This window comes from Saccharothrix sp. BKS2 (assembly GCF_047689505.1).
In the GTDB taxonomy this organism is placed as follows: domain Bacteria; phylum Actinomycetota; class Actinomycetes; order Mycobacteriales; family Pseudonocardiaceae; genus Actinosynnema; species Actinosynnema lopnurensis.
Map to the genome: position 1 here is coordinate 16,575 of NZ_JAUQOL010000020.1, position 24,315 is coordinate 40,889.

General features: G+C 75.6%; 21 protein-coding genes. 10 read left to right on the top strand and 11 right to left on the bottom strand.

Going from position 1 to position 24,315, the window contains the following annotated elements:
- Positions 1–34 precede the first annotated feature (34 nt).
- On the top strand, positions 35–997 hold the full coding sequence (locus Q5530_RS33180) for a pirin family protein (RefSeq protein WP_415366755.1): 963 nt from the start codon (positions 35–37) through the stop codon (positions 995–997).
- A gap of 93 nt (positions 998–1,090) precedes the next feature.
- Here Q5530_RS33180 and Q5530_RS33185 read toward each other — a convergent pair whose 3' ends face one another.
- A complete protein-coding gene (locus Q5530_RS33185) occupies positions 1,091–1,423 on the bottom strand; it encodes a YnfA family protein (RefSeq protein ID WP_415366756.1) in 333 nt (110 codons plus the stop codon).
- Positions 1,424–1,500: 77 nt separating this feature from the next.
- On the opposite strand from Q5530_RS33185, the gene Q5530_RS33190 reads away from it, so the two are divergent.
- Positions 1,501–2,337, top strand: coding sequence for a class I SAM-dependent methyltransferase (locus Q5530_RS33190; RefSeq protein ID WP_415366757.1), 837 nt, complete (start codon positions 1,501–1,503; stop codon positions 2,335–2,337).
- 26 nt (positions 2,338–2,363) lie between these two features.
- On the top strand, positions 2,364–2,984 hold the full coding sequence (locus Q5530_RS33195; protein ID WP_415366758.1) for a TetR/AcrR family transcriptional regulator: 621 nt from the start codon (positions 2,364–2,366) through the stop codon (positions 2,982–2,984).
- A 29-nt stretch (positions 2,985–3,013) separates the two neighbouring features.
- Here the strand turns inward: Q5530_RS33195 and Q5530_RS33200 are convergent, their stop codons facing one another.
- Both Q5530_RS33200 and Q5530_RS33205 read right to left on the bottom strand, forming a co-directional pair.
- On the bottom strand, positions 3,014–3,781 hold the full coding sequence (locus Q5530_RS33200) for a F0F1 ATP synthase subunit A (protein WP_415366759.1): 768 nt from the start codon (positions 3,779–3,781) through the stop codon (positions 3,014–3,016).
- Positions 3,782–3,872: 91 nt separating this feature from the next.
- Positions 3,873–4,214 carry an STAS domain-containing protein gene (locus tag Q5530_RS33205; RefSeq protein ID WP_415366761.1) on the bottom strand — a complete coding sequence of 114 codons (342 nt, stop codon included), beginning with the start codon at positions 4,212–4,214 and terminating at the stop codon, positions 3,873–3,875.
- Positions 4,215–4,395: 181 nt separating this feature from the next.
- Here Q5530_RS33205 and Q5530_RS33210 point away from each other — a divergent pair, with 181 nt between their 5' ends.
- The gene (locus tag Q5530_RS33210) at positions 4,396–7,113 is read left to right on the top strand and encodes a SpoIIE family protein phosphatase (protein ID WP_415366762.1); all 2,718 of its coding nucleotides are present in this window, start codon (positions 4,396–4,398) and stop codon (positions 7,111–7,113) included.
- A 163-nt stretch (positions 7,114–7,276) separates the two neighbouring features.
- On the opposite strand, the gene Q5530_RS33215 is transcribed toward Q5530_RS33210, so the two are convergent.
- Genes Q5530_RS33215 through Q5530_RS33240 form a run of 6 tightly spaced genes read right to left on the bottom strand, consistent with a single transcriptional unit; the run spans position 7,277 to position 13,229 of the window.
- Positions 7,277–8,827, bottom strand: coding sequence for a SpoIIE family protein phosphatase (locus tag Q5530_RS33215; RefSeq protein WP_415366763.1), 1,551 nt, complete (start codon positions 8,825–8,827; stop codon positions 7,277–7,279).
- A complete protein-coding gene (locus Q5530_RS33220) occupies positions 8,824–10,596 on the bottom strand; it encodes an ATP-binding protein (protein ID WP_415366764.1) in 1,773 nt (590 codons plus the stop codon). Before Q5530_RS33220 ends, Q5530_RS33215 begins: the two co-directional genes overlap by 4 nt.
- Positions 10,593–11,606 carry an ATP-binding protein gene (locus Q5530_RS33225; protein WP_415366765.1) on the bottom strand — a complete coding sequence of 338 codons (1,014 nt, stop codon included), beginning with the start codon at positions 11,604–11,606 and terminating at the stop codon, positions 10,593–10,595. Before Q5530_RS33225 ends, Q5530_RS33220 begins: the two co-directional genes overlap by 4 nt.
- Positions 11,603–12,016 (bottom strand): ATP-binding protein, encoded by a 414-nt coding sequence (locus Q5530_RS33230; protein WP_415366766.1) that lies wholly within the window; start codon positions 12,014–12,016, stop codon positions 11,603–11,605. Before Q5530_RS33230 ends, Q5530_RS33225 begins: the two co-directional genes overlap by 4 nt.
- On the bottom strand, positions 12,013–12,387 hold the full coding sequence (locus tag Q5530_RS33235; RefSeq protein ID WP_380638130.1) for an STAS domain-containing protein: 375 nt from the start codon (positions 12,385–12,387) through the stop codon (positions 12,013–12,015). Before Q5530_RS33235 ends, Q5530_RS33230 begins: the two co-directional genes overlap by 4 nt.
- Entirely contained in the window at positions 12,387–13,229 is an 843-nt protein-coding gene (locus Q5530_RS33240) for an STAS domain-containing protein (protein WP_415366767.1), read from the bottom strand. The genes Q5530_RS33235 and Q5530_RS33240 overlap by 1 nt, the downstream gene beginning before the upstream one ends.
- 138 nt (positions 13,230–13,367) lie before the next feature.
- On the opposite strand from Q5530_RS33240, the gene Q5530_RS33245 reads away from it, so the two are divergent.
- From Q5530_RS33245 to Q5530_RS33265, 5 genes are all read left to right on the top strand, one after another.
- Positions 13,368–14,498 (top strand): alkaline phosphatase family protein, encoded by a 1,131-nt coding sequence (locus Q5530_RS33245; RefSeq protein WP_415366768.1) that lies wholly within the window; start codon positions 13,368–13,370, stop codon positions 14,496–14,498.
- Between the two features lie 149 nt (positions 14,499–14,647).
- Positions 14,648–18,199 carry a DEAD/DEAH box helicase gene (locus tag Q5530_RS33250; RefSeq protein ID WP_415366769.1) on the top strand — a complete coding sequence of 1,184 codons (3,552 nt, stop codon included), beginning with the start codon at positions 14,648–14,650 and terminating at the stop codon, positions 18,197–18,199.
- Between the two features lie 10 nt (positions 18,200–18,209).
- Entirely contained in the window at positions 18,210–18,812 is a 603-nt protein-coding gene (locus Q5530_RS33255; protein ID WP_415366770.1) for an acetoacetate decarboxylase family protein, read from the top strand.
- A 103-nt stretch (positions 18,813–18,915) separates the two neighbouring features.
- Entirely contained in the window at positions 18,916–19,842 is a 927-nt protein-coding gene (locus Q5530_RS33260; protein ID WP_415366771.1) for an alpha/beta hydrolase, read from the top strand.
- A 61-nt stretch (positions 19,843–19,903) separates the two neighbouring features.
- On the top strand, positions 19,904–20,656 hold the full coding sequence (locus tag Q5530_RS33265) for a class I SAM-dependent methyltransferase (protein ID WP_415366772.1): 753 nt from the start codon (positions 19,904–19,906) through the stop codon (positions 20,654–20,656).
- A 15-nt stretch (positions 20,657–20,671) separates the two neighbouring features.
- On the opposite strand, the gene Q5530_RS33270 is transcribed toward Q5530_RS33265, so the two are convergent.
- A complete protein-coding gene (locus tag Q5530_RS33270; protein WP_415366773.1) occupies positions 20,672–22,246 on the bottom strand; it encodes an ABC-F family ATP-binding cassette domain-containing protein in 1,575 nt (524 codons plus the stop codon).
- A gap of 71 nt (positions 22,247–22,317) precedes the next feature.
- Between Q5530_RS33270 and Q5530_RS33275 the strand changes: the two genes are divergently transcribed.
- On the top strand, positions 22,318–23,007 hold the full coding sequence (locus Q5530_RS33275; protein WP_415366774.1) for a TetR/AcrR family transcriptional regulator C-terminal domain-containing protein: 690 nt from the start codon (positions 22,318–22,320) through the stop codon (positions 23,005–23,007).
- Between the two features lie 40 nt (positions 23,008–23,047).
- On the opposite strand, the gene Q5530_RS33280 is transcribed toward Q5530_RS33275, so the two are convergent.
- Positions 23,048–24,253, bottom strand: a complete 1,206-nt coding sequence (locus Q5530_RS33280; protein WP_415366775.1) for a cysteine desulfurase-like protein — start codon at positions 24,251–24,253, stop codon at positions 23,048–23,050.
- Positions 24,254–24,315: the final 62 nt, after the last annotated feature.

Below are 24,315 nucleotides of genomic sequence, written 5' to 3' on the forward strand. Positions count from 1 at the left end.
CCGCAGCCCCGGCGGGCCGCCTACCATGGGTCGGGTGAGCAACGTCGAGGCCGAACCGGTCGCCCTGGTCGGCGGGAGCACCCCCGGCGCCGCGGTGGTCGAGGTCCTGGAACCCCGCGACGTGCCGCTGGGCGGCCCGCGGGCGATGACCGTGCGCCGCACGCTGCCCCAGAGGTCGCGGTCGCTGATCGGCGCCTGGTGCTTCGCCGACCACTACGGCCCCGACGACGTCTCGGTCAGCGGCGGCATGGACGTCGCGCCCCACCCGCACACCGGGCTCCAGACCGCGAGCTGGCTGTTCAGCGGTGAGATCGAGCACCGCGACAGCCTCGGCGTGCACGCGCTGGTGCGGCCGGGCGAGCTGAACCTGATGACCGCCGGGCACGGCATCTGCCACTCCGAGGTGTCCACCCCCGCCACGACCGTGCTGCACGGCGTGCAGCTGTGGATCGCGCTGCCCGACGCCGACCGCGACGCGCCCCGCGACTTCCAGCACCACGTGCCCGAGCCGGTCGGGCTGGACGGCGCGACGGCGCGGGTGTTCCTGGGCACGCTGGCCGGCCACACCTCCCCCGTGCGCACCTCCACCCCGCTGCTGGGCGCCGAACTGGTGCTGGACCCCGGCGCCCGGCTCGTGCTGGAGGTGGACCCGGCCTTCGAGCACGGCGTGCTGGTCGACCTGGGCGGGGTCGAGCTGGAGGGCACCGCGCTGGCCGGCGGCGCGCTGGGCTGCCTCGGGGTGGGCGCCTCCCGGCTGCGGCTGGACAACCCCGGGGACGCGCCCGCCCGCGTGGTCCTGCTCGGCGGCGAGCCGTTCGGCGAGCGGCTGGTCATGTGGTGGAACTTCGTCGGCCGCAGCCACGACGAGGTGGCGCGGTACCGCGAGCAGTGGCAGGAGGGGTCGGAGCGGTTCGGGCGGGTCGAGGGCTACCCCGGCGACCGGCTGCCCGCGCCCCCGCTGCCGGGGGGCAGGCTCCGGCCGCGCGGCAACCCGTGACGGGGCCCAGCCGCGCGGCACCGCGACGGGGCCCAGCCGTGCGGCAACCCGTGACCGGCGGTCTCAGCCACGCGGCACCCCCGACCCGGGGCCTCAGCCGCGCGGGCCGTACATGATCATGGCCACGCCGACGAGGCAGATTCCCGCACCCGCGTAGTCCCAGCGGTCCGGGCGGAAACCGTCCACGAGCATCCCCCACGCCAGCGACCCGGCGACGAACACCCCGCCGTAGGCGGCCAGGATGCGGCCGAAGTTCGCGTCGGGCTGCAACGTCGCCACGAACCCGTACAGGCCCAGCGCCGCCACCCCCGCGCCGATCCACAGCAGGCCGCGGTGCTCGCGCACGCCCTGCCAGATCAGCCACGCCCCGCCGATCTCGGCGAGCGCGGCCAGCGCGAACAACACCAGCGAGCGGACGACCGTCATGATCGGGACCCTAGCCGGGCGACCGGTGACCCGCCTTGACAAGCCCGCCAAGCCCATGAACGCTTGTTCATGAACGCATGTTCACAACGAGAGGGGCGCTCGTGCACGAGGTCGTCAACACCCACCAGGCCGAGGCGTGGAACGGCTACGAGGGCACCCACTGGGCCGACCACCACGAGCGCTACGACGCGGTCAACAGCGGCTACAACGATGTACTGCTCACCGCCGCCGACATCGGCCCCGCCGACCGCGTGCTCGACGTCGGCTGCGGCAACGGGCAGCTCACCCGGCTCGCGGCCCGGCGCGGCCGGGGAGCGCTCGGCCTGGACCTGTCGGGCCCGATGCTGGCCCGCGCGCGGGCCCTGGCCGTCGCGGAGGGCGTGGCCGACGCCGCGTTCGAGCAGGGCGACGCGCAGGTCTTCCCGTTCCCGCCCGGCGGGTTCGACGTCGCGTTGAGCCGGTTCGGGGTCATGTTCTTCGCCGACCCGGTCCGGGCCTTCGGCAACGTCCGCAGCGCGCTGCGCCCGGACGGGCGGCTGGCGTTCCTGTCGATGCGGGGCCTGGGCGGCCTCGCCGACGTGCTGGCCGCGCTCGGCGGCGGCGGGCCGCAGCCCGGTCCGGCGGGCCCGCTGTCGCTGGCCGACCCGGACGTGGTCCGGGACGTGCTCGGCGCGGCCGGGTTCCGGGACGTCCGCGCCGAGCCGGTCGAGGCCGCCGGGGTGTGGGGTCGCGACGTCCCGGACGCGACGGACTTCCTGCTGGCGTGGGGCCCGGTCCGGTTCGCGCTGCGCGACGCCGACCCGGCCGCCCGGGACCGCGTCCGGCGGGCGGTGGCCGACGCCCTGGCCCCGCACGCCGGGGAGGGCGCGGTGCGGCTGCGCGGCGAGGCGTGGTTGGTGACCGCACGGACCTGACGGACCCGGCCTTACGATGCTGCGCGATGGCACCCAGACGAGCAGCGGCCCTGCGCGACGGCGACGTGAGCCTGCGCGATCACCTGATCGCGACGGCGACCCGGCTGGTGGCCGAGCGCGGCACCGCGGGCCTCACCGTCCGCGACATCGCCCGCGCGGCGGACGTGGCGGTCGGCGTGCTCTACAACCACTTCGCCGACAAGGAGGAACTGCTCGCGCTGGCCCTGCACGAGCACGTCCGGTCGACCGGACGCCGCCTGGGCCGGCCGGACACCGGCGGGTCGCTCGCGGCAGACCTGCGCGCGTTCGTCGAGCACGCCCTGGAGGTGCACGCGGCGATCCTGCCCGCGTTCGCGGGCCTGGTGGGGCGGCCCGAGGTGTTCGCCCGCTTCGACGCGCTGCCCGATCCGATGGCCGACGGGCGCGGCCTGCACGCGGCGCTGGCCGACTACCTGGCCGCCGAGCGCGACCGCGGCCGGGTGGCGGCGGGCACCGACGTCGACGCGGTCGCCACGCTGGTGGTCGGGGCGTGCCACGAACTGGTGCTGCCCCGCCTCTACCGGAACCCGGGGACGGCCGTCGAGGTGCCGCCCGGGTACGTGGACGCGCTGGTGTCGACCGTGCTCAACGGCATCACGCCCCGGTAGCCCCGGGCCGGCCGCCCCGGAACGGCCGCTCAGTGGTGGGTCGCCAGCGCCCGGCCGATGAAGTGCGCGGACAGGGTCGCGAAGATGTACGCCTGCAACACCTGGATCAGCGCCTCCAGCAGGGTGACGCCGATCGCCAGGGCGAAGCTCAGCAGCGACACCGGCTTGAGCAGCGGCCCGGCCTCCAGCAGCAGGAACTCGCCGCTCAGGGTGAACACCAGCACCAGCATGTGACCGGCGAACATGGCGGCGAACACCCGGATGGCCAGGTTCACCGGGTCGAAGAAGAACTTGAGGACCACCTCGGTCGGGATCAGCAGCAGCCACAGCACCGGCTTCGGCACGTCCGGGATGATGAACTGGTTGCGCAGGTAGCCGACGAGGCCGTGCCTCCTGATCCCCACGTAGTGGTAGAGCGGGAACACCAGCAGCAGCGCCACCGCGGCCGGGAAGCCGATGTGCGCCATGGTCGGGAACTGCACCAGCGGCACGACGCCGAAGATGTTGTTCACCAGCACGAAGCAGAAGATCGACACGATGAACGGCACGAACGGCCGGAAGTCGTCCGCCCCGATCTGCTCGCGGGCGACGGTGTTGCGGCCGAAGTCGTAGACCGACTCGGCGGCGAACTGCACCCGGCTCGGCACCAGCCTCATCCTGCGCGTGGTGAGCAGGAAGAACGCGGCGATGATCACCACCGACAGCACGACCAGCATCATCGGTTTGGTCACCCCGCCGAGGATCGGCGGCGGGAACAGGTCCCCCGCGCCGGGCGGGCTGAAGGAGTTGTCGGCCATGGGCGTCCCCCTCGTCCAAGGTCTTGACGAGAATTTAACGGACGACCCGGTATGCCGTCGTCAGACTAAAGTTGACGACCCGGCCCGGCGCTCACCCCAGCGCCCCCTCCAGCGTGTCGTGCAGCTCCAGCACCTCGCCCAGCCCCACCGAGGTCAGGGTGCGCCGCACCAGGCGCGGCGTGACGATCTTCAGCACACCGCCGCCGGCGCGCGTCCGCTCGTGCGCCAGCAGCAGCGCCTCGATGCCGATCGAGGCGAAGAACCGCACGTCCGTCAGGTCCACGACCACGCCGTCCCGGCCCTCGCCGACGGCGTCGAGCAGTGGTTCGCGCAGCTTGTGCACGGTGGCGATGTCCAGCTCACCGCGTGCCGCGATCACGGTGAGGCCCTCGTCGACGCGGCTCGTCGACGTTTCGAAGTCGTGGGAAGACATGCGGATCCGTTCTCCAGAGCGGGTTCACTCGCGCAGGTGCGCTGTGGGCTCAACGACACCGCCTGACACCAGAAGATCACACCCCGGCCGCGTCCCTGCGGGCACCTCCCCCTCAACGGTGATCTGTGCGGTGGGGCGCTCGAGGTTAACCTGGGTGCCCGCACCGACGAGGAGCCACCGAATGACAGGACCGCGCGAGCCGGGGCCGACCGACCTGGCGAGCCTGGTCGACGACCTGCCCGTCGTCGTGTGGGAGGCGGACGCGCGGACCGGGCGGCTCACCTACGTCTCGCGGCACGCCGAGCGGCTGCTGGGGTTACCGCCGGGCCGGTCGCCGGAGTCGTGGGACCCGGTGGTGCACCCCGACGACCGGGGGGCGGTCGCGCGGGAGCGCCGGCCCCGCCCTGACGGACCCGACGAGTTCGAGCTGGTCTACCGGGTGGTCGCGGCCGACGGCGCCGTGCGGTGGGTGCGCGACGGGGTCCGGGTGGTGCGGGACGCGGACGGCGCGCCCGCGCGGCTGCGCGGCGTGCTGGTCGACGTGACCGGCGCCCGGCTGCGCGAGGAGCGCGACCGGTTCCTGGGCGAGCTGGACCGGGAGCTCCGGCGGCTGGTCGACGCCGAGGAGGTGATGTCGGCGGCCATGCGGCTGCTCGGCGAGCACCTGGGCGTGAACCGGTGCGCCTTCGCGGAGGCGGAGGCCGACGAGGACCACTTCCTGATGAGCGGCGACTACACCGACGGGCTGCCGCCGCTGCCGGGCCGCTTCGCCATGTCGGCCTTCGGCGCGGGCGCGGTGCGGGCGATGCGCGCCGGGGAGCCGTGGGTGGTGCGCGACAGCCTGGACGACCCGCGGCTGGGGGCCGGCGACCTGCACGCCTACCGGGTCACGGGCATCCGCGCGGTGATCTGCCTGCCGCTGCTGAGGGGCGGCAGGTTCGTCGCGGCGATGGCGGTGCACCAGGCTACAGTCCGGCACTGGACCGAGGCGGACGTGGAGCTGGTCACCGTCGTGGTGAACCGGTGCTGGGAGTCGTTGCAGCGCACGCACGCCGACCGCGCGTTGCGCGCCAGTGAGGAGAGACACCGGTTGCTGGTGGAACGTGCCACGGACGGCATCTGGACCGTCGACCGCGACCTGCGGTTCGTGGATGTCAACCCCGCCGCGTGCGAGCTGCTCGGGTACGCGCGGGAGGACCTGCTGGGGCGGTCGCTGACCGAGCTGGTCGCCCCGGGGCCCGCAGCCCGGCTGGCGGAGCTGGCGGGCTCTCCGGGACGGGTGATCAGCGACGTGTGGGAGTTCCGGCGCGCGGACGGCGACGCGGTGCCGCTGGAGCTGAGCATCCAGAGCACGCCGACCGGGTTGCAGGCGATCGGGCGGGACGTCACCGAGCGGCGGCGCGTCGAGGCCGAGCGCGAGCTGCTGCTCCAGCGCGAGCGCGAGATCGCCGAGACGCTCCAGCACAGCCTGCTGCCGCGCGAGCTGCCGCCGCTGCCCCGGGTCGCGGTGTCGGCCCGGTACCTGCCCGCGGCGGCGCACGGGCAGATCGGCGGCGACTGGTACGAGGTGCTGCCGATCGGGGAGAGCTCGGTCGCGCTGTCCGTGGGCGACGTGGTGGGCAAGGGGCCGACCGCGGCGGCGGTGATGGGGCAGCTGCGCAGCGCCCTGGCCGGGTACCTGCTCGACCACCACTCCCCCGCCGCCGCGCTGGAGCGGCTGGACGCGTTCGCGCGCCGCACGCCCGGCGCGCTGGGCAGCACGTGCGTGTGCCTGACCTTCGACTGGGCCACCGGCGAGCTGTGCTGGGCCGCCGCCGGGCACCCGCCCGCGCTGCTGGTCTCGGCGGAGGGCGCGCGGTTCCTGGCCGGATCCGGCAACGCCGACGCAGACCACCCGGACGACACCGACGGCCCCGGCGGCGCGGTGCTGGGCACGCCGGACCGCGCCCCGTACCGGGACCGCCGGGTGGGCGTGCCGGTGGGCGCCTCGGTGGTGCTCTACACCGATGGTCTGGTCGAGCGGCGCACCTCCGTGGTCGACGTGGGGCTGGCCCGGCTGGCCGAGGTGGCGGGCAAGGCGCACGGGTCGGGGCCGGACGAGCTGGCCGACGAGGTGGTCGGCGCGCTGCTCGCGGACGGGCAGGACGACGACGTGGCGCTGGTGGTGCTGCGCCGGGTACCCGACCCGCTGGACCGGCGCGACGTGCCCGCGGTGCCCGAGGCGCTGTCCGACATGCGCCGCGACGTCCGGGCCTGGGCGGCGCTGGCGGGCGTGTCGACCGACCTGCTGTGCGACGTGCAGCTGGCGCTGGGCGAGGCGGCGGCGAACGCGGTGGACCACGCCTACCCGGACGGCCCCGGCAACTTCGACTACCTGCTGGACCGGACCGCGGGCGGTGACGTGCGGGTGGTGGTGCGCGACCACGGCCGGTGGCGGCCGGAGCCCGCGGACAAGGGCCACCGCGGGCGCGGCATCGAGATCATCCGCGAGCTGGCCGACGAGGTGGTGTTCGAGCGCGGGCCCGGCGGCACCACCGTGGACTTCCTGGTGCCCGCCGAGCCGCGGCACCCGCGGGCCGAGCCCCCGCCCGCCGGACCCGTCGCCGGGGACGGGGTGGTGCGGCTGACCGGCGACCTCGACGCGGCCGGTGTCGCCGCCGCCCGCGCCGACCTGCTGGCCCGGGTGCGGGGCGGCTCGGTTGACCTCGACCTGACCGGCCTGGAGTACCTCAGCAGCTCGGGCGTCGCGCTGCTGCTGGAGGCCGCGGCGACCGCGCGGGACGCGGGCCACCGGATGACGTGGACCCTCCGCCCCGGTTCCGCGCCGGCCCGCATCGTCCAGCTGTCGGGGCTGTCCACCGCGCCGGGGCTGGACATCCGCCTGGCCGCGGGGGAGTGAGCGGGGCGGCGGTCCCGGTCAGACGGGGCGGCTGCCCGCCCGCGCGCCGGACGGCGTCCTCGGCGAACGAGCGGTCCCGGGATAACGCCCCAGCCCGGGCGTACGGCTGAGCAGCACCCGCAGCGGCCGTGGTGGAGCCGTGCCGGCCATCATCCCGGGCCGGTCACCCGCGCGGCGCCAGGTGCTCGCGGCGGAACGCCAGCAGGGCGATGTCGTCCTTCTTGTTCCGCCCGAACTCGGCCAGCAGCCGGTCGCACAGCGCGTCCATGTCGTCGTCGTGCGACACCGCGGTCCGCAGCAGCTCCATGCCCTCGTCCAGGTCGGCCCCGGAGTGCTCGACCAGGCCGTCCGTGGTCAGCAGCACCAGGCCGCCGACCGGCAGCACCACCTCCGACGCGGGCGGTCGGGGCAGGCCGATGCCCAGCAGCGGGCCCCGGACGTCCAGGTAGCGGGCGCCCGAGGCGTCCGCGAGCAGCGGCGGGATGTGGCCGGCGTTGGCCACCACCGCGGTCTCCTCGGCCGGGTCGACCAGGATCAGGCACATCGTGGTCAGGCCCTGGGTCGAGTGGAACTTGTGCAGCATCGCGTCGAGGCGCCGCAGGATCTTCGCCGGGTCGCTCTCGTCCACCGCGTAGGCCCGCAGCGCGTGCCGCACCTCGCCCATGATCGTGGCGGCGTGCAGCGAGTGCCCGGTGACGTCGCCGATGGCGATCAGCAGCCGGTCGTCCAGCTCGGTGACCTCGTAGAAGTCGCCGCCGATCTCGGCGTGCGCGGACGCGGGCGCGTAGCGGGCCTCCATCGGCAGCGCGGGCAGCGACGGCAGCCGGCGCGGCAGCAGGCTGCGCTGGAGCGTCAGCGCGAGGTTGTGCTCCTCGGTGAAGGCGCGCAGGCCCTCGGCGGTGAGCGCGGTCGCCTGGGCCAGCTGCCGCAGCAGGTTGTGGTCCTCGTCGGTGGCCACCGCGCCCGGCGCGACCGCGACGCGGATCGGCGGGCGGCGGGGGTTGCCGCGCGCCACCACGACCGTCGCGGGCACGCCGGGCTCCCACGGCGGGTCCGGCAGGGTCCCGGTGTCGGGCGGCAGGCCGTCGAGCAGGCTCGCGGGCTCGCGGCGCAGCCCGGCCGGCGCGCCGGGTTCGGCGCGGCCGATCAGCAGCTCGCCCTCGGGGTTGGTGACCAGCGCGGTGGCCGGGGCGCCCAGCACCGTCGCGGTGCCCTCCGCCGCCGCGTCGACCAGGTCGTCGAACGTGGCGGCGGCGTTGATCCGCAGGGTCGTCGCGGTCAGCTTGGCCAGCCGGTCGGCCAGGCGCTCGGCCAGCGCGCGGGCCCGGTAGTAGCGCAGCGCCGCCTCCACGGTGGCCAGCAGCTCACCGGGCTCCAGCGGTTCGGTCAGGTAGGCGTCCGCGCCGCGGTTGAGGCCGGTGATCCGGTCCTCGGCCTCGCGGAACGCCGCCGAGACGTGCACCACCGGCACGGCCGCGGTGCGCGGGTCGCCCTTGATCCGCTCGGCCACCTCGAACCCGGACATGTCCGGCAGGTTCACGTCCAGCACGACCAGGTCGAACTCCTGGGCGGCGAGCAGGTCCAGGGCCTGCCCGCCGGTGACCGCCTCGGCCACCTCGTGCCTGCCCCGGCGCAGCCAGCTGACCCGCACGTACCGGCTGGCCACCGTGTCGTCCACGACGAGGATGCGGGCGGGCACGACGGGTGGGGTCATCGGTCCGCCTCGGTGGGAGGGGTGGGGAGCCGGACGGCGGTGCGGGCGGCCCGGACGGCGTCGCGGACCGGGGCGGGCGCGATGGCCGCGACCGGCAGCACGGCCGCGGCGTGACCGGCGGCGGTGCGCTCCAGGCCGCTGTCCACGTCGTGGCTCACCAGCAGCACCGGCACCGACCGCGACTCCTCGGCCCCGCGCAGCACCGACAGGATCTCGGTGCCGCTGACCTGGGGCACGTCCACGGACACCACCACCAGGTCCGGCCGCTCGCGGCGGGCGGCGGCCAGCGCCCCGCGGCCGTCGGAGACCTCCAGGACCCGCTCGGCGAGCCCCTCCAGCGCGGTCACCAGCCGGGTCCGGACCGCCTCCTCCGGCACCACGACCAGCGCGAGCGCGGCCGCCGAGTCGTCGGCCTGCCGCAGCGGCAGCCGCACGGAGACCTCGGTGCCCTCGCCGGGCGTGCTGCGCAGCGCGAGGTCGCCGCCGAGGATGCCCGCCAGCCGCCGGGCGTAGGGCAGGCCCAGGCCGGTGCCGCTCGCGCCGACCTGGAGCGGGCCCGCGACCTGGTAGAAGTCCTCGAAGATGCGGTTCTGCTCCGCCTCCGGGATGCCGATGCCGGTGTCGGTGACGACGAAGCGCACGGTGTCGGGGTCCAGGTGCACGGCCAGCCGCACGCGGCCGCGCTCGGTGAACTTCAGCGCGTTGGACAGCAGGTTGCGCAGGATGCGCCCGAGCATGACCTCATCGGTGATCAGCTCCGGCATCGGTGGCGGGTGGTCCACGACCAGCTCCACGTCGGAGGAGCGGACCAGCGGCTGCACCGAGCCGTGCAGCCGGGCCAGCAGCAGCGGCAGGTCCACCGGCGCGAGCCGGGGCCGCAGGCTGCCGGACTCGGCCTTGGCGGTGTCCAGCAGCTCGTTGATCAGGGCCAGCAGGGTCGAACCGGCCTCCTCGATCAACCCGACCTGTTGGCGCTGCTCGTCGGTCAGCGGGTCGCCCTCGGGGTCGGCCAGCAGCCGGGCCAGGCCCAGCACGGAGTTGACCGGCGAGCGCAGCTCGTGGCTGATGCCGGACCAGAACCGGGTGCGCGCCTCGGCCGCCTCGCGCAGCTGGGTGCTCTTCTCCTCCAGCTCCGCGTACAGCGCCACGACGCCCTGGTTGGTCTGCTCCAGCTCGTCGGACAGCTCCTTGTGCAGGGCGATGATGCCCTGGTTGGTGTCCTCCAGCTCCTCGTTGAGGCGCACCAGCTCGCGCTGCTTGGCCTCCAGGTCCTCCAGGGTCTGCACCAGGTCCTGGTTCTGGGAGCGCAGCTCGTCCAGCGAGTCGGCCGCGTCCCGGACGCTCAGCAGCCCCCGCAGCCGCTCGACCTCTTCGGCCCGCAGCGGCTCGTGGCCCACGGGCAGCGCCTTGACCAGGGTCGTCGCCCAGCCCTCGGCCAGCACCTCGTCCATGAGCCTGCGCGCGGTGTCCCAGCCCGGTCCGCCGGTCTCGCCGGTCTCGACCCGGATCAGCAGCGCGGGCGCGGGCGGGCGGCGCAGCAGGAACACCAGGGTGGTGGGGGTGGTCAGGCGCACCAGCTCGCGGCCCACGTCGCTGAGCGAGGTGGCCACCCTGATCTGGTTCTGCCCGTCCAGCCCCAGCGCCGCCGCGGCGTCACGACCGTGCTGCCGCAGCGGGAACACGTCGGCCTCGCGGTGCACCGTGACCCGCAACAGCACCTCGTCCCCCGATCGTCCGCCTGCCTCGGCCCCCGTCCCGGGACCCGTCACGGCGCCACCGCCACGAGCACGCCCGCGTCGTCCCGCCGCACGCCCGCGTCCCGCATCAGCGCGGCCGCGACGACCAGCGGAGGCCGGGTGACCAGGTCGCCGTCCGGCGTCCAGCGCTCGGTCAGGCCGTCGGAGTGCAGCACGACCGCCGCGCCGGGGGGCAGCGCGTAGTCGAACGCGCGGACGGTGCGCGCCTGGTAGCCCGCCACGCCGGGCACCGACACCATGCCGTGCTTGCGCTCGCGGGTGACCACGGCCGCGGCGATGTTGCCCAGCCCGGCGAACCGGACCACGCCGGCCTCCCGGTCCAGGTCGGCCACTGCGACCGCGCCGCCGCGGGTGCCGCGCAGCGCCTCGTGCAGCCGGGCCACGGCCGCCTCCGGCGGGCCGGGCGGCAGGGCGCAGAACACCCGGACCGCCTCGCGCGAAGCCGAGGCGGCCAGCGGGCCGTGCCCGGAGCCGTCGCACATCATCAGGGTCACCCGGTTCGCCGAGCGGCGCACGGCGTAGGCGTCGCCGCACTGCTCCTCGCCGCCGATGGCCCTGGTCAGACCGGCGGTGGTGCCGTCGTCGTCGAACGGGGGGACGTGGCGGGGGTGGAACCGGGCCACCAGCACGGTGCCCCGGCCGCGGTCGGAGGACAGGGCGAACCGGTCCGCCGACCGGGCCACCGCCCCCAGGCCGAGGCCCAGGGTGCCGGTGGTGGACTGGCCGTCGGTCATGGCCAGCTCCACGTCGGCGATGCCGGGGCCGCGGTCGACGGCCAGCACCTCGACCGCCGCGTGCTCGGTCGAGCGCACCGAGCGCACCACCACCTGGCCGCCACCCGCGTGCTTGTGCAGGTTGGTGCCGATCTCGGTGACCGCGAGCCCGATCTCGGCCACCCTGGTGGCGGGGAACGCCAGCCGCTCGGCGAGGTTCGTGGCGGCGCGGCGGACCCGGCCCACCTCGGCGGGCTCGTCCACGTTCAGCCACGCCACGTCCTCGGTGACCGGGAGGCAGGTGCTCACCTCTTCCACTTCACCACCGTCACCGTCGTGCCGCGACCGACGCCGGTGTCCAGGTCGAACTCGTCGACCAGCCGCCGGGACCCGCTCAGGCCCAGGCCGAGGCCGCTGCCGCTGCTCCAGCCGTCGGCCAGGGCGAGCGTCAGGTCCGGGATCCCGGGCCCCTCGTCGCGGAACGAGGCCCGCACGCCCTGGCGGGAGCCCCGGGTGACCACCTCGACGGTGGCGAAGCCGCCACCGCCGTAGATGAGGGTGTTGCGCGCCAGCTCGCTGGTGGCGGTGACCAGCTTCGTCTGGTCCACGAGGGACAGCTTCACGCGCTGGGCGTACCCGCGCACGAGCTGCCGCACCCGCACCACGTCGTCGTCACCGGCGATCGGCAGCTCCTCCGGCGCCTCGCCGGGGGTGGTCACAGCTGTCCCCGGCGCCGCGTGCCCAGCTCCCGCAGGATCCTCATGCCCCGCTCCAGGTTCAGCGCGGTGCGCACCCCGCCGAGCGTCAGACCCAGTTCGACCAGCGTGATCGCGACCGCGGGCCGCATCCCGACCACCACCGTGTCGGCGTCGAACAGCCGCGACAGGGAGGCGATGGTGGCGAACATCCGCCCGATGAAGGAGTCGACGATCTCCACCGCGGAGATGTCGATCACCACGCCGTGCGCGCCGCTGGCGGAGATCCGCTCGGCCAGGTCCTCCTGGAGCGCCAGCACGCTCTGGTCGTGCAGGTCGATCTGGATCGACACCAGCAGGATGCCCTCGATCTCCAGGATCGGCACCCGCTCCATCAGCGGCTCACCCTCACGATGTCGGTGCCCTCCTTGCGCAGCGCGTGGCGCAGCGCGTCGGCCAGCGACGCCTTGGTGGTGATGTCGCCGAACTCGATGCCCAGCTCCACGATCGTCTGCGCGATCTGCGGCCGGATGCCCGAGACGATGCAGTCCGCGCCCATCAGGCGGGCCGCCACCACCGTCTTGAGCAGGTGCTGGGCGACCTGCGTGTCCACCGCGAAGACGCCGGTGATGTCGATGATGGCGTACTCCGAGCCGGTCTCGACCAGCGTCTCCAGCAGCTTCTCCATCACCACCTGGGTGCGCGCCGAGTCCAGGGTGCCGACCAGCGGCACCGCCAGCACGCCCTCCCACAGCTTGACCACCGGCGTGGTCAGCTCCAGCAGCTGCTCGGACTGCTCCTTGATGATCTCCTCGCGAGCCCGCGTGTAGGTCTCGAAGGTGAACAGGCCGAACGCGTCCAGCAGCGAGGAGAAGTCCATGAGCTGCCGGAAGAGCGCCGGGTCCTCGTCGTTCCCGGCCAGCTCGAACACCACCCGCTTGAGCGCGAAGACGCTGGACGCGGTCTCCGACGGGCTGTAGCCGCTGCGGGCCCGGTTGCGGGACATCTCCTCCAGCAGCGACCGCACCTCGGCGTACCTCGCGTCGCGCGCGTCCGCGCCGCCGACCACCGGCGAGAGCACGGCGAGGAACTCCCGGAAGTCGCGCTCCAGCTCGGCGGCGGTCGCCCGCCCGCGCACCGTCTCCGCCACGGACGCGACCCAGCGCCGGACCAGCTCGTCGGTGTTCTCGCGCAACAAGCCGGTCAGGCGGTCCGCCTGTCCAGTTCCGTCAACCACTCAAGCCTCCTAGTGACCGTCCCGCGCAAGACAGTAGACGGGCGGCCGACCGGCACCACCCGGCGACTCACCGGGCCGGGCGCGGGAACCGGTCGCCAGTGGGGGCGGTCACCCGCCGCGCGCCCTAAGGTCGGCGGGGTGGATCTCCTGGTGCCCCGGTACGGGGAGGGCTCGCTGTCCGACGTGGTGCCGTCGCTGCTGGCCGGGATGGGGGTGCCGGGCGCGGTGGACGTGCTGGGCGTCTCCGGGCCGGCCCGGGTGTGCGTGCTGCTGGTGGACGGCCTGGGGTGGCGGCTGCTGCGGGAGCACGGGGAGGACGCGCCGTTCCTGTCGTCCCTGGCCGGGCGGGCGATCACGGCCGGTTTCCCGGCCACCACCGCCAGCAGCCTCGCGGCGCTGGGCACCGGGGCGCCGACCGGCGAGCACGGCCTGGTCGGCTTCTCCTTCGCCGAGGGCGGCGAGCTGCTCAACGCGCTGCGGTGGAGCCGGTACGACGCGGCCGGGCACGTGGACCTGCGGGAGTCGCTGGTCCCCGAGTCGGTGCAGCCCCGGCGGACGGCCTTCGAGGCGGCGGCCGGGGCGGGGGTGGCGGTGCGCCTGGTGCTGCCGCGGGAGCACGAGGGCAGCGGCCTGACGCGGGCGGCGCTGCGCGGCGGGCGGTTCGAGGCGGTGCTGGGGTTCGGCGACCTGGTCAGCCGGGTCGGTCGGGCGCTGCGGTCGGCGGACCGGGTGCTGTGCTACGCCTACCACGGGGACCTGGACGCCCTCGGGCACGTGTACGGGCCGGGCAGCGAGCCGTGGCGGTGGCAGCTGCGGTTCGTGGACCGGGTGGCCGAGGCGGTCGCCGCCGGGCTGCCGGAGGGCGGGGCGCTGGTGGTGACGGCGGACCACGGCATGGTCACCGCCGGTGAGCGGGTCGACCTCGACACGGTCGGTGGGCTGCGGGAGGGCGTGCGGGCGGTCGCCGGTGAGGCGCGGGTGCGGCACGTGTACACCGACACCCCCGATGACGTGCGGGAACGCTGGTTGTCGGTGCTGGGTGAGAGGGTGTGGCTGGCATCGCGGGCGGAGGCGGTCGCGGCGGGCTGGTTCGGGCCCCGGGTGGCCGGGCACGTGCTGCCGCGCATCGGTGACCTGGTCGTGGCGGCCCGGGACTCGCTGGTGCTGGTGCGCTCGGAGGTCGAGCGGTTCCAGGCGGGGTTCACCGGGCACCACGGCTCGCTGACCGCCGTCGAGCAGGAGGTGCCGTTGCTGGTGGCGGGCTGCTGAGGTCGGTCGCGCGGGTTGGTGGCACGGGTCGGTCGCGCGGGTGTCGGCCGGTGAGCGGGTCGGCGGTGCGGGCAGGCGGCGCGCGTGGTCGGGGTCGGGGTCGGCATAGCATCGCTTGTCGGCCCGCCGGGTCGGGACGGAGGCGGTGAGTGGAGCACGGGTCGCCCGTGGTGGACACGTCGGTCGCCGGGGTCGTGGCCGCCCGGTGGGGTGTCCGGCCGGAGCCCGCGATCGCGCGCTACGCCGAGCCCGGGTGGCAGCTGTCGCCGGTGCCCCTCGACCCGCCGTGCCCGAGGTGCTCCGGCGAGCTGCACGGGCTCTACCGGGCGCACCCGCACCGGGGCAAGCACCAGCTCCAGGCCGCGGTGGCGTGCCCGACGTGCCCGGCGACGTTCACGCTGCGGGAGCTGAAGCTGTCCCAGCGGTCGGTGCTGGGTGAGCTGCGCCCGGAGGCGGTGTCGCGGCGGATGGCCGAGGACGCCCAGCTGGCGGCCCTGACCCAGCGCACCCCGCCGACCCCGGAACCGGCGACGCGCCTCCCGATCACGCGACCCGCGACCGCCCAGCCCGCAGCCGCCCAGCCCACGACCACCCGACCCGCGACCACCCAGCCCACGACCACCCAGCCCACGACCACCCAACCGCCGACCACCGGGCGCGCGGAGCCGGAACCCGGTCCCACCGCCGGGAAGCGGCGTACCCGCAGGTCGGCCCCCGCCCCGACACCGGCCGACACCCGGACGCACCCCGAGCCTCATCCCGGGCCGCCCCGCGACCCCCACCCCGAACCGGCCCCGGAACCACCCCTCGGCCCGATCCTCGGCCCGGCACCCGAGCCGGTCCGCACCGGCCGCCGCGTCTCCACCGTCGCCATGGCGGCGCGCATCCGGTCGATCCTCAACGGCTCCGAGGCCGCGCCCACCACCCGCGAGGCGGACCTCCCGACGCTCCCGCCCGCCGTCGGGTCCCGCCCGGTCTGGTGGCGCAAGACCGTCGACCCGGCCCTGGACGTCCCCGACGTCCCGCCCGGCGTGGACGCCCGCGTGGTCCTGCCCGACCGGCCCGAGTTCGACGACCTGCGCGCCCGCCTCGACCGGGCCGGGGTGCCGTACCGCCCGGTCCGCCACTGGCTGGAGCAGGAGGACGTGACGGCCGACGCGGCGGCGGCCTGGCTGTCCGAGGTCGGCGGGGTGGTGCCGGAGCGGTGCGAACCGGTCTCCGGCGAGGCCGCGCGGGCCGCGCGGCTGGCGTTCGAGGTGCTGTGGGACCTGCACGAGCCGCCCGGCGAGGTGCCCGCGCCCGTGCCGGTGGAGCGGTTCGTGCCCGCCGACTGGGCGCGGTTCCTGCCGTTCCCGGTGCTCAACCCCGCGCAGACCCAGGCCGCGCCCCACCTGGTGGACGGCGACTCCCACGTGCTGATCACCGCGCCGACCGGCGCGGGCAAGACCGCGATGGGCATGATGGCCGTGCTCAAGGCCATCCTGGAGGAGGGCCGCAAGGCCGCCTGGCTGGTGCCGCAGCGCTCGCTGACCGACGAGCTGGACCGGGAGCTGGAGACGTGGCGCGCGCACGGCCTGCGCGTGGAGCGGCTGTCCGGCGAGTACGCGGTGGACGTGGAGGCGGTCAAGGCCGCCGACCTGTGGGTGGCCACCACCGAGAAGTTCGAGGCGATCTGCCGGGCCGCCTCGCTCCAGGCGGCGCTGGGCGAGGTCGGCTGCCTGGTCGTGGACGAGATCCACCTGCTGGGCAGCCCGGGTCGGGGCGCGCTGCTGGAGGCACTGCTGGCGCGGGTGCGCGGCGCGGACTCGCCGGTGCGCATCGTCGGCCTGTCGGCGACCGTGTCCAACGCCGCCGAGGTCGCCGAGTGGCTGGAGGCGGAGCTGGTCGCCACCACCTGGCGGCCCTCGCGGGTCACCTGGCAGCTGCCGACGATCCCGGCCGCCTCCGGGTTCGCCGCGAACAACCGGCAGCGCGAGCAGGTGGTGATCGACCTGACCCACCGGCACACCGCCGAGGGCGGCAGCGTGCTGGTGTTCTGCGGCTCCAAGCGCAACGTCCGGTCCACCGCGATGGCGATCGCGGCCGACCGCGGCGCGCCCGTGCACACCGTCGCCGCCGACGACGTGGACGGCCTGACGAGGGTGTGCGCGGACGTCGGCGTGCGGCTGCACTACGCGGACTACGAGCACAAGCACGCCGCCGAGCGCGCCTTCCGCGGGCGTGAGGCGGACGTGCTGGTGGCCACCTCCACCGTGGCGGCGGGCGTGAACCTGCCCGCGCGGGCGGTCGTCGTGCGGGACGTGTCGATCGGCGGCGAGCCGATGGACACCTCCACGGTGCTCCAGATGTTCGGCCGGGCCGGGCGGATCGGCGCGGGCGAGACCGAGGGTTGGTCCTACCTGGTCGTCGACGAGACGCAGCGCGCCGCGTGGCAGACCCGGCTGGTGGCGGGCTACTCGGTGTACTCGCGGATCCGCGAGTCGCTGCCCGACCACGTGCTGGCCGAGGTGCTCCAGGGCCGGATCCAGACGACGGACGACGCGCAGGCGTGGTGGGTGGAGACCCTGGCCCACGCGCAGGGCGACGACGACCTGGAACCGGTGCAGGAGGCGGTGTCGTTCCTGGTCGACGAGGGGCACCTGGCCCTGGTGGACGACCGGCTGGCGATCACCGAGCTGGGCAGGCTGACCGCGCGGATGATGGTGTCCACCCGCACCGGCCACCGCCTGCGCCGCACGCTCGGCCTGCTGCCCGTGCCGCAGGACCCCGACGAGGCCGAGACCGCGCTGAGCCTGGTGCTGTCGGTGGCGGTGCCCGACCTGGCGGGCATCCCGGTGCCCGAGCCGGTGCGGCCCGCCGTGGCCACGGTGATCAAGGCGGGCGGCCGGACCTCGCGGATCACCAGCACCACGTCGGTCAAGGGACTGGGTTCCCAGGCGTCGACCGCGCCGGGCGACCTGGCGTGGGCGGCGCTGCTGCTGGCGGCCCGCTCGCCGCACCTGTTCGACGCCGGCAGGCCGGGCCGCCGGGTCGCGGGCGGCATCCCGCTGACCACCCTGCACCAGGTGTACGAGCAGGCGCCACGGTTCCTGGCGTGGCTGGCCGCGCAGGGCGCGCTGGGCTCGGTGCACCCGTGGATCGCCGTGGTGGCGGCCGACCTGGACCACCGGGTGCGCTGGCGCTCGCTGGTCCCGGCGCGCGGCTCGGGTCGGCTGCTGTGGATGTGCGAGGAGATGGCGACCCGCCCGCACCTGAGGACGCACGTGCCGGACCTGTGGCGCTCGGCGGTGGCGCGGGGCGTGCGGTCGCCGGACTGGCCGCCGGGCCGGTCGCCGGCGGGGTGCGTGCTGGACCACGCCGGGTACACCGCGCTGCTGCGCGAGCGCACCACGAACTACGAGCTGACCGCGCACGCGTCGGGGGCCGTCGCGACCGGTGGCACCGGGGCGGCGGTGGTGGCCTGGCGCGGCCGGGCGCGCACCGAGCCGACCACGTCCGCGTCGACCGTCGCCTACCCGGAGCCGGAGGACGGGGCGGACCCGGAGGCGGGGGCCACGGGGGTCGCGGTGTTCACCCGGCGGGGCGACTACCGGGCGACCGGCTGGCTGGCCGCCTACACCGCGGTGAACCCACCCGAGGAGGCCCCGCCGCCGAGCCGCCCGCGCCGGGGTCTGGGCGGGACCACGACGCGGCGGCCCTGATCGGCGCAGAATGGTCCCCGTGACCTATCCACCGGAACCGTGGGTGCTGCACGGCGAGGCGCAGGCGTCGCTGTGGTTGGTCGACGCGGCCAGGCTGCCGCCCTCGCCGGTCCGCCCGGTCACCGTGCGGGGCCGCGCCGTGGTGGGCACCGCGTTCGTGGACTACCGGCCGCCCGGCCTGGTCTACCACGAGCTGGCGGTGGCGGTGCTGGTGCGCCGCGGGTGGCGGATCGGCGTGTCCATCACCCAGATCTGGGTCGACAGCCCGGTGTCGCGGGAGGGCGGTCGCGAGCTGTGGGGCATCCCCAAGGAACCGGCGACGTTCGACTCCCCCACCTCCGCCCACGACGACCGGGGGCCGATCGCCGGCCTGGCCGTCGCCACCGCGCGCCGGGGGCTCCGGCTGCCGCTGGGGACCTCGACCTGGCAGGTCATGGGCGCGGCCCTGGCCCGCACCCCGTTGCGCGCCACCGCCCGCGTGGCGCCGCTGCGCGCGGCCTGGCAGGTGAACCCGGCGGGTCCGTTGAACTGGCTCCCGGCCCGGCCGCTGGTCAGCGTCGCGCTGACCGGCCTGCGGCTGCGCTTCGGGCCGCGCGCGGCAGGTCCGGGGTGAGCGGTCCCTCCGCAAGTCGAAGATCTCCTACAACAGCGGCTCGTACGGCAGCTACCTCGGCGCCGTCTACGCCACGCTGTTCGCCGACCGCACCGACCGGTTCGTGCTGGACTCCAACGTCGACCCCGGCCGGGTGTGGCACGAGCAGCTGGCGCTGTGGGACCACGGCCTGGAGCCGAGGTTGCGCGACATCGCGGCGTGGCCGGCCGAGCGCGACGCGACGTACCACCTCGGCGCGACCCCGGCGCGGGTCCGGCAGCGGTACCTCGACACCGCCGCCCGGCTGGACGCCGAGCCGGCGCACCACCCGGAGGTCGGGGCCGTCACCGGGAACGTGTTCCGCGGCATGGTCTTCTCGTACAGCTACCACACGGCGCTGTTCCCCGACCTGGCCGACCTGTGGGTGTTCCTGGACCGCGGCGGGCCGGCCCCCGGGGTGTCGCGCCTGTCGTCGGCGCGGGCCGACGTCCCCGCAGGCGGCGTGCCCACCAACGCCGTGCCCACCAACGCCGTACCCACCAACGCCGTGCCCACCAACGCCGTCCCCGCCGACAACGGGCGCGCGTCCCAGCTGGCCGTGTTCTGCGGTGACGCCCGCGCGCCCCGCGACCCGCGCCACTACCGCCGCGAGGTGGCGGCGCACCGGGCCCTGTTCCCGCTGACGGGCGGGATGGGCACGAACGTGTGGCCGTGCGCCTTCTGGACCGACCCGGTCGAACGGCCGGTCGAGGTGACCGGCGAGGGACCCGCCACCGTGCTGATGGTGCAGACCCTGCGCGACCCGGCCACCCCCTACCTCGGCGCGCTGGGCCTGAGGCGGGCGCTGGGCGACCGGGCCCGGCTGGTGACGGTGGACACCGGCAACCACGGCGCGTACGACCCGAGCACGCCGTCCTGCGCGGTCCGCGAGGCGCACCGGTTCCTGGAGACCGGGGTCCTGCCCGCGCAAGACCTGTTCTGCGCGCCGGACCCCGCGCCGGCGACCGGCACCGCGCTGCCCCCGCTGCCGACCGCCGCCCCGCCGGGCTGAGGCGGTTCGCCGGGGTGAAATCGGGTGCGGCCACCGGGGTCCGCCTGCCACCCTCGACCCCGTGCCCACGTTCGAAGACCTGGTGACCGAGGGCGCGGCCGTCCCGACCGAGGGCTGGGACTTCTCCTGGTTCGACGGCCGCGCCACCGAGCAGCGCCCCTCCTGGGGCTACTCGACGCTGATGGCCGGGCGGATGGCGGCAGCCCGCGCGGCGCTCGACGTCCAGACCGGCGGGGGCGAGGTGCTGGCCTCGATCCCGGTCGCCCCGCCGGTGCTGGCGGCCACGGAGTCGTGGCCGCCGAACCTGGCGATCGCCCGGCGCACCCTGGCGGGGGTCGGCGCGACCGTCGTCCACGTCGGGGACCACGACGACCTGCCGTTCCCGACCGACCACTTCGACCTGGTGGTCAGCCGCCACCCGGTGGCGACCCGCTGGGACGAGGTGCGCCGCGTCCTGCGCCCCGGCGGGACCTACCTGGCCCAGCACGTCGGCGCGGGCTCGGTGCGCGAGCTGACCGACTTCATGATGGGTCCCCGGCCCGTCGACCCGGGCCGGAGCGCCCCGTCGATCGCGGCCGGGGCCGAGGCCGCCGGTCTGGAGGTGGTCGACCTGCGGCAGGAGGCGCTGCGGATGGAGTTCCACGACGTCGGGGCCGTGGTCCACTTCCTGCGCAAGGTGATCTGGATCGTCCCCGACTTCACCGTGGCCGCTTACCGGGACCGGCTGGCGGAGCTGCACCGCTTCGTGGAACGCCACGGCCCGTTCGTGGCGCACTCCCAGCGGGTGCTGGTGGAGGCGCGCGAGGTCGGCTGACGGCGGGCCGCGGCGCTAGTGCCAGACCGGCTCGTCCACCTCCACCACCCGGCCGTCCGGGGCGAAGTGCAGGTAGCGGTCGAAGTCGGCGGCGAACCAGCGGTCGTGGGTGATGGCCAGGACGGTGCCGGTGAACGCGCGCAGGCCGTGCTGGAGGGCGTCCGCGCTCGCCAGGTCGAGGTTGTCGGTCGGCTCGTCGAGCAGCAGCAGGGTCGCGCCGGACAGCTCCAGCAGCAGGATCTGCAACCGCGCCTGCTGGCCGCCGGAGAGCTGCTCGAACCGCTGCCGCCACGACGCGGCCAGCTCGTAGCGGGCCAGCGCGGCCATGGCGTCGTCGCGCACCAGGGCGTTGTCCCGCATGACGATGTCGTCGACCGCCCGGCCGCGCAGGTCGGGGCGGGCGTGGGTCTGGGTGAAGTGGCCGGGCGCGACGCGGGCGCCCAGCTCCACCGCGCCGGTGTGCGGCACGTCGTCCGCCCCGCCCAGCAGCCGCAGGAACCGCGTCTTGCCCGAGCCGTTGGCGCCGAGCACGGCGACGCGCTCGCCGAACCACACCTGGAGGTCGAACGGACCGGTCAGGCCGGTCAGCGCCAGCTCCGAGCAGGTCAGGGCGCGCTTGCCGGTGCGGCCGCCGCGCAGCCGGACCCGGATGTTCTGCGGACGCGGCGGGCGGCGCGGCGGCCCGGCCTCCTCGAACCTGGCCAGCCGGGTCCGCGCGGCGCGGTAGGCGGAGGACACCGCGTCGTTGCGCGCGGCGGTCTGCCGCAGCACCTGCGCGGTGTCGCGCAGCCTGCGGTGCTCCTCCTGCCAGCGCCTGCGCCGCTCGTCGAGCCGGTCGACGCGGTCCAGCCGGGCCTGGGCGAACGTGGCGAACCCGCCGCCGTGCACCCACACGTCCCGGTCCTCCACGGCCACCACCCGGTCCGCCGCGCCGGCGAGCAGCCGCCGGTCGTGCGAGACCAGCAGGACCGTCTTGCGGGTGGCCCGCAGCCGCTCCTCCAGCCACTCCTTGCCGGGCACGTCGAGGTAGTTGTCCGGCTCGTCGAGCAGCAGCACCCCGTCCGGGCCGCGCAGCAGGGCCTCCAGGACCAGGCGCTTCTGCTCGCCGCCGGACAGGGTGGCCACGGGCCGGTCGGCGACCTCGACCAGCGGCAGGCCGAGCGCGGCGGTGGCGCAGGTGTCCCAGACGACCTCGATGTCGTAGCCGCCGGCGTCGACGTGCTCGGTGATCGCCTCGGCCAGGGCCAGCTGGGTGTCCTCCTCGTCACGCTCGCGCAGCGCGCGTTCGGCCGCCCGGAGCGCCGCCGCGCTGCGCCTGATCCGCTCGGGCGCGACGGCCAGCAGCAGCCCGCCCACGGTGTCGCCGCTGATGAACTGCCGCATGACGCCCACCCCGCCGCTGGTGGCGACCTCGCCCGAGGCCGGTCGCAGCTCGCCGGCGACGAGCCGCAGCAGGGTGGTCTTGCCCGCGCCGTTCGGGCCGACCAGACCGGCCGTGACGCCGTCGCCGACGCGGAACGAGACGCGGTCGAGCAGCACGCGGCCGTCGGGCAGCGCGTAGGTCAGGTCGGACACCTCCACGTGCGGCACCGATTCCCCTAACGTTGGTCCAGCTCTCGAACGTTGGTCGAGAGTGTGAACAACGTACTACTGTGCGTGCCGTGGACGCGAAGGGAAAACCGGCGGGTGGGCGCGGGGGCCGGTCGAGCGGCGTGGCGGGCGGGGTGTGGTTGCGGGAGCCCAGGGCGCACCGGGACGCGCTGACCCTGGACCGCATCGTGGCGACGGCCGTGGACCTGCTCGACGCCGACGGCGTGGCGGGCCTGACCATGCGGCGGCTCGCGGACCGCCTCTCCGTCGCGCCGCCGACGCTCTACTGGCACGTCAAGACCAAGGACGACGTGCTCGACCTGGCCGTGGACGCGATCTTCGCGGAGGTCCCGGTGCCGAGCGGGCCGTGGCGGGGGGCGGTGCGCGCGCTGGTGCTGGCCTGGCGGGCGACCATGCTGCGCCACCCGTGGTCGCCGCCCCTGCTCGGCCGTCCCGCGCTCGGCCCGAACGTGCTGGAGCGCACGGAGTTCCTCCAGGGCGCGCTGGCGTCGGCGGGCTTCACCGGCGCCCACCTGGCCGCCGCCACGCACGGGCTGGCGAACTTCGTCATCGGCTCCGCGCTCACGCAGTCGACCTGGCACAGCGCCGAGGTGCTGGCCGCGGCGCGCGACCACCTCCGGACGCGCGCCGACGCCTACCCGACCCTGGCGGCCAACGACCACCTGGCCGACCAGGACTGGGACGCCCTGTTCGAGCGGGGCCTGGACCACTTCCTGACCGGCCTGGCCGGGGGTCGCTAGAGGGGACCCCCGGCCAGGCCGGTCAGGCCGGTCAGGCCGGTCAGCCGGCCCCGGTGAACCGCGCGAGGCCGTCGAGCAACCGGTCCACCTCGGCGTCCGTCGTGTAGGCCGCGAGGCCGACGCGCAGCCCGCCGGTGTCCCCCAGGCCCAACCAGCGGGAGGTCTCCAGCGCGTAGAAGGACCCGGCGGGCGCGCTGACGCCCAACCCGGCCAGGAAGCGGTGCGCGTCGGCCGCCGGGCGGTCCGCGAAGGTCGCCAGCAGCGTGGGCGTCCGCCGCGCCGCCCGCGACCGCACGATCACCCCGGGCAGCGCGGCCAGCCCCGCCTCGACCCTCTCCCGCAACCGGTCCTCGTGCGCGCCGGCCTCCGCCAGCGACCGCGCCAGGCGCGTGCGCCGGTCGCCCCGCGACGGGACGAGGTCGGCGATGAAGTCGACCGCCGCCGTGCAGCCGGCCAGCAGCTCGTAGGGCAGCGTGCCCAGCTCGAACCGCTCCGGCACCGCGTCCGACGACGGCAGCAGCTTGTCCGGCCGCAGCCGGTCGAGCAGCTCGGGCCGCGCGGCCACGACCCCGCAGTGCGGTCCGAAGAACTTGTAGGGCGAGCAGGCGAAGAAGTCCGCGCCCAGCGCGGTGACGTCGACCGCGCGGTGCGCCGCGTAGTGCACACCGTCCACGTAGCACAGCGCGCCGCGCGCGTGGACCAGCTCGGCGATCGCGGGCAGGTCGGGGCAGGTGCCGATCAGGTTGGCGGCGGCGGTCACCGCCACCAGCCGGGTCCGCTCCGACAGCACCGCCGCGACGTCGTCGGGCGTCAGCTCGCCGGTGGCCGGGTCGAACCCGACCCACCGCACCACCGCGCCGACCGCCTCGGCCGCCTGCACCCACGGCCGCACGTTGGCGTCGTGGTCGAGGCGGGTGACCACCACCTCGTCGCCGGGCCGCCAGGTCTTGGCCAGGGTGCGCGCGAAGTCGTAGGTCAACTGCGTCGCGCTGCGCCCGAACACCACGCCCGTCGGCTCGACGCCGAGCAGGTCGGCCAGCGCGCGGCGGGCGTCCAGCACGATGGAGTCGGCGGCGCGCTCGGCCGCGGTCACCGCGCCGCGGTTGGACAGCGAGGAGGTCAGCGCGTCCCGCACCGCGTCCGCGACGGCGGCGGGCACCTGGGTGCCGCCCGGCCCGTCGAAGTGGGCGGTGCCGGAGGCGAGCGAGGGGAAGCGGCCGCGCACGGCGTCGACGTCGTAGGTCATGGCACCCACTCTCTCCTATTGACATCGAATGGACCTTCGGCCGACCCTATGGAAGCGCTCTC

Coding starts and splice junctions, on each gene's coding strand:
- Q5530_RS33185 (WP_415366756.1), bottom strand. CDS start 1,423: ATGACGGTCGTCCGCTCGCTGGTGTTGTTCGCGCTGGCCGCGCTCGCC.
- Q5530_RS33190 (WP_415366757.1), top strand. CDS start 1,501: ATGTTCACAACGAGAGGGGCGCTCGTGCACGAGGTCGTCAACACCCAC.
- Q5530_RS33195 (WP_415366758.1), top strand. CDS start 2,364: ATGGCACCCAGACGAGCAGCGGCCCTGCGCGACGGCGACGTGAGCCTG.
- Q5530_RS33200 (WP_415366759.1), bottom strand. CDS start 3,781: ATGGCCGACAACTCCTTCAGCCCGCCCGGCGCGGGGGACCTGTTCCCG.
- Q5530_RS33205 (WP_415366761.1), bottom strand. CDS start 4,214: ATGTCTTCCCACGACTTCGAAACGTCGACGAGCCGCGTCGACGAGGGC.
- Q5530_RS33210 (WP_415366762.1), top strand. CDS start 4,396: ATGACAGGACCGCGCGAGCCGGGGCCGACCGACCTGGCGAGCCTGGTC.
- Q5530_RS33215 (WP_415366763.1), bottom strand. CDS start 8,827: ATGACCCCACCCGTCGTGCCCGCCCGCATCCTCGTCGTGGACGACACG.
- Q5530_RS33235 (WP_380638130.1), bottom strand. CDS start 12,387: ATGGAGCGGGTGCCGATCCTGGAGATCGAGGGCATCCTGCTGGTGTCG.
- Q5530_RS33255 (WP_415366770.1), top strand. CDS start 18,210: ATGGTCCCCGTGACCTATCCACCGGAACCGTGGGTGCTGCACGGCGAG.
- Q5530_RS33280 (WP_415366775.1), bottom strand. CDS start 24,253: ATGACCTACGACGTCGACGCCGTGCGCGGCCGCTTCCCCTCGCTCGCC.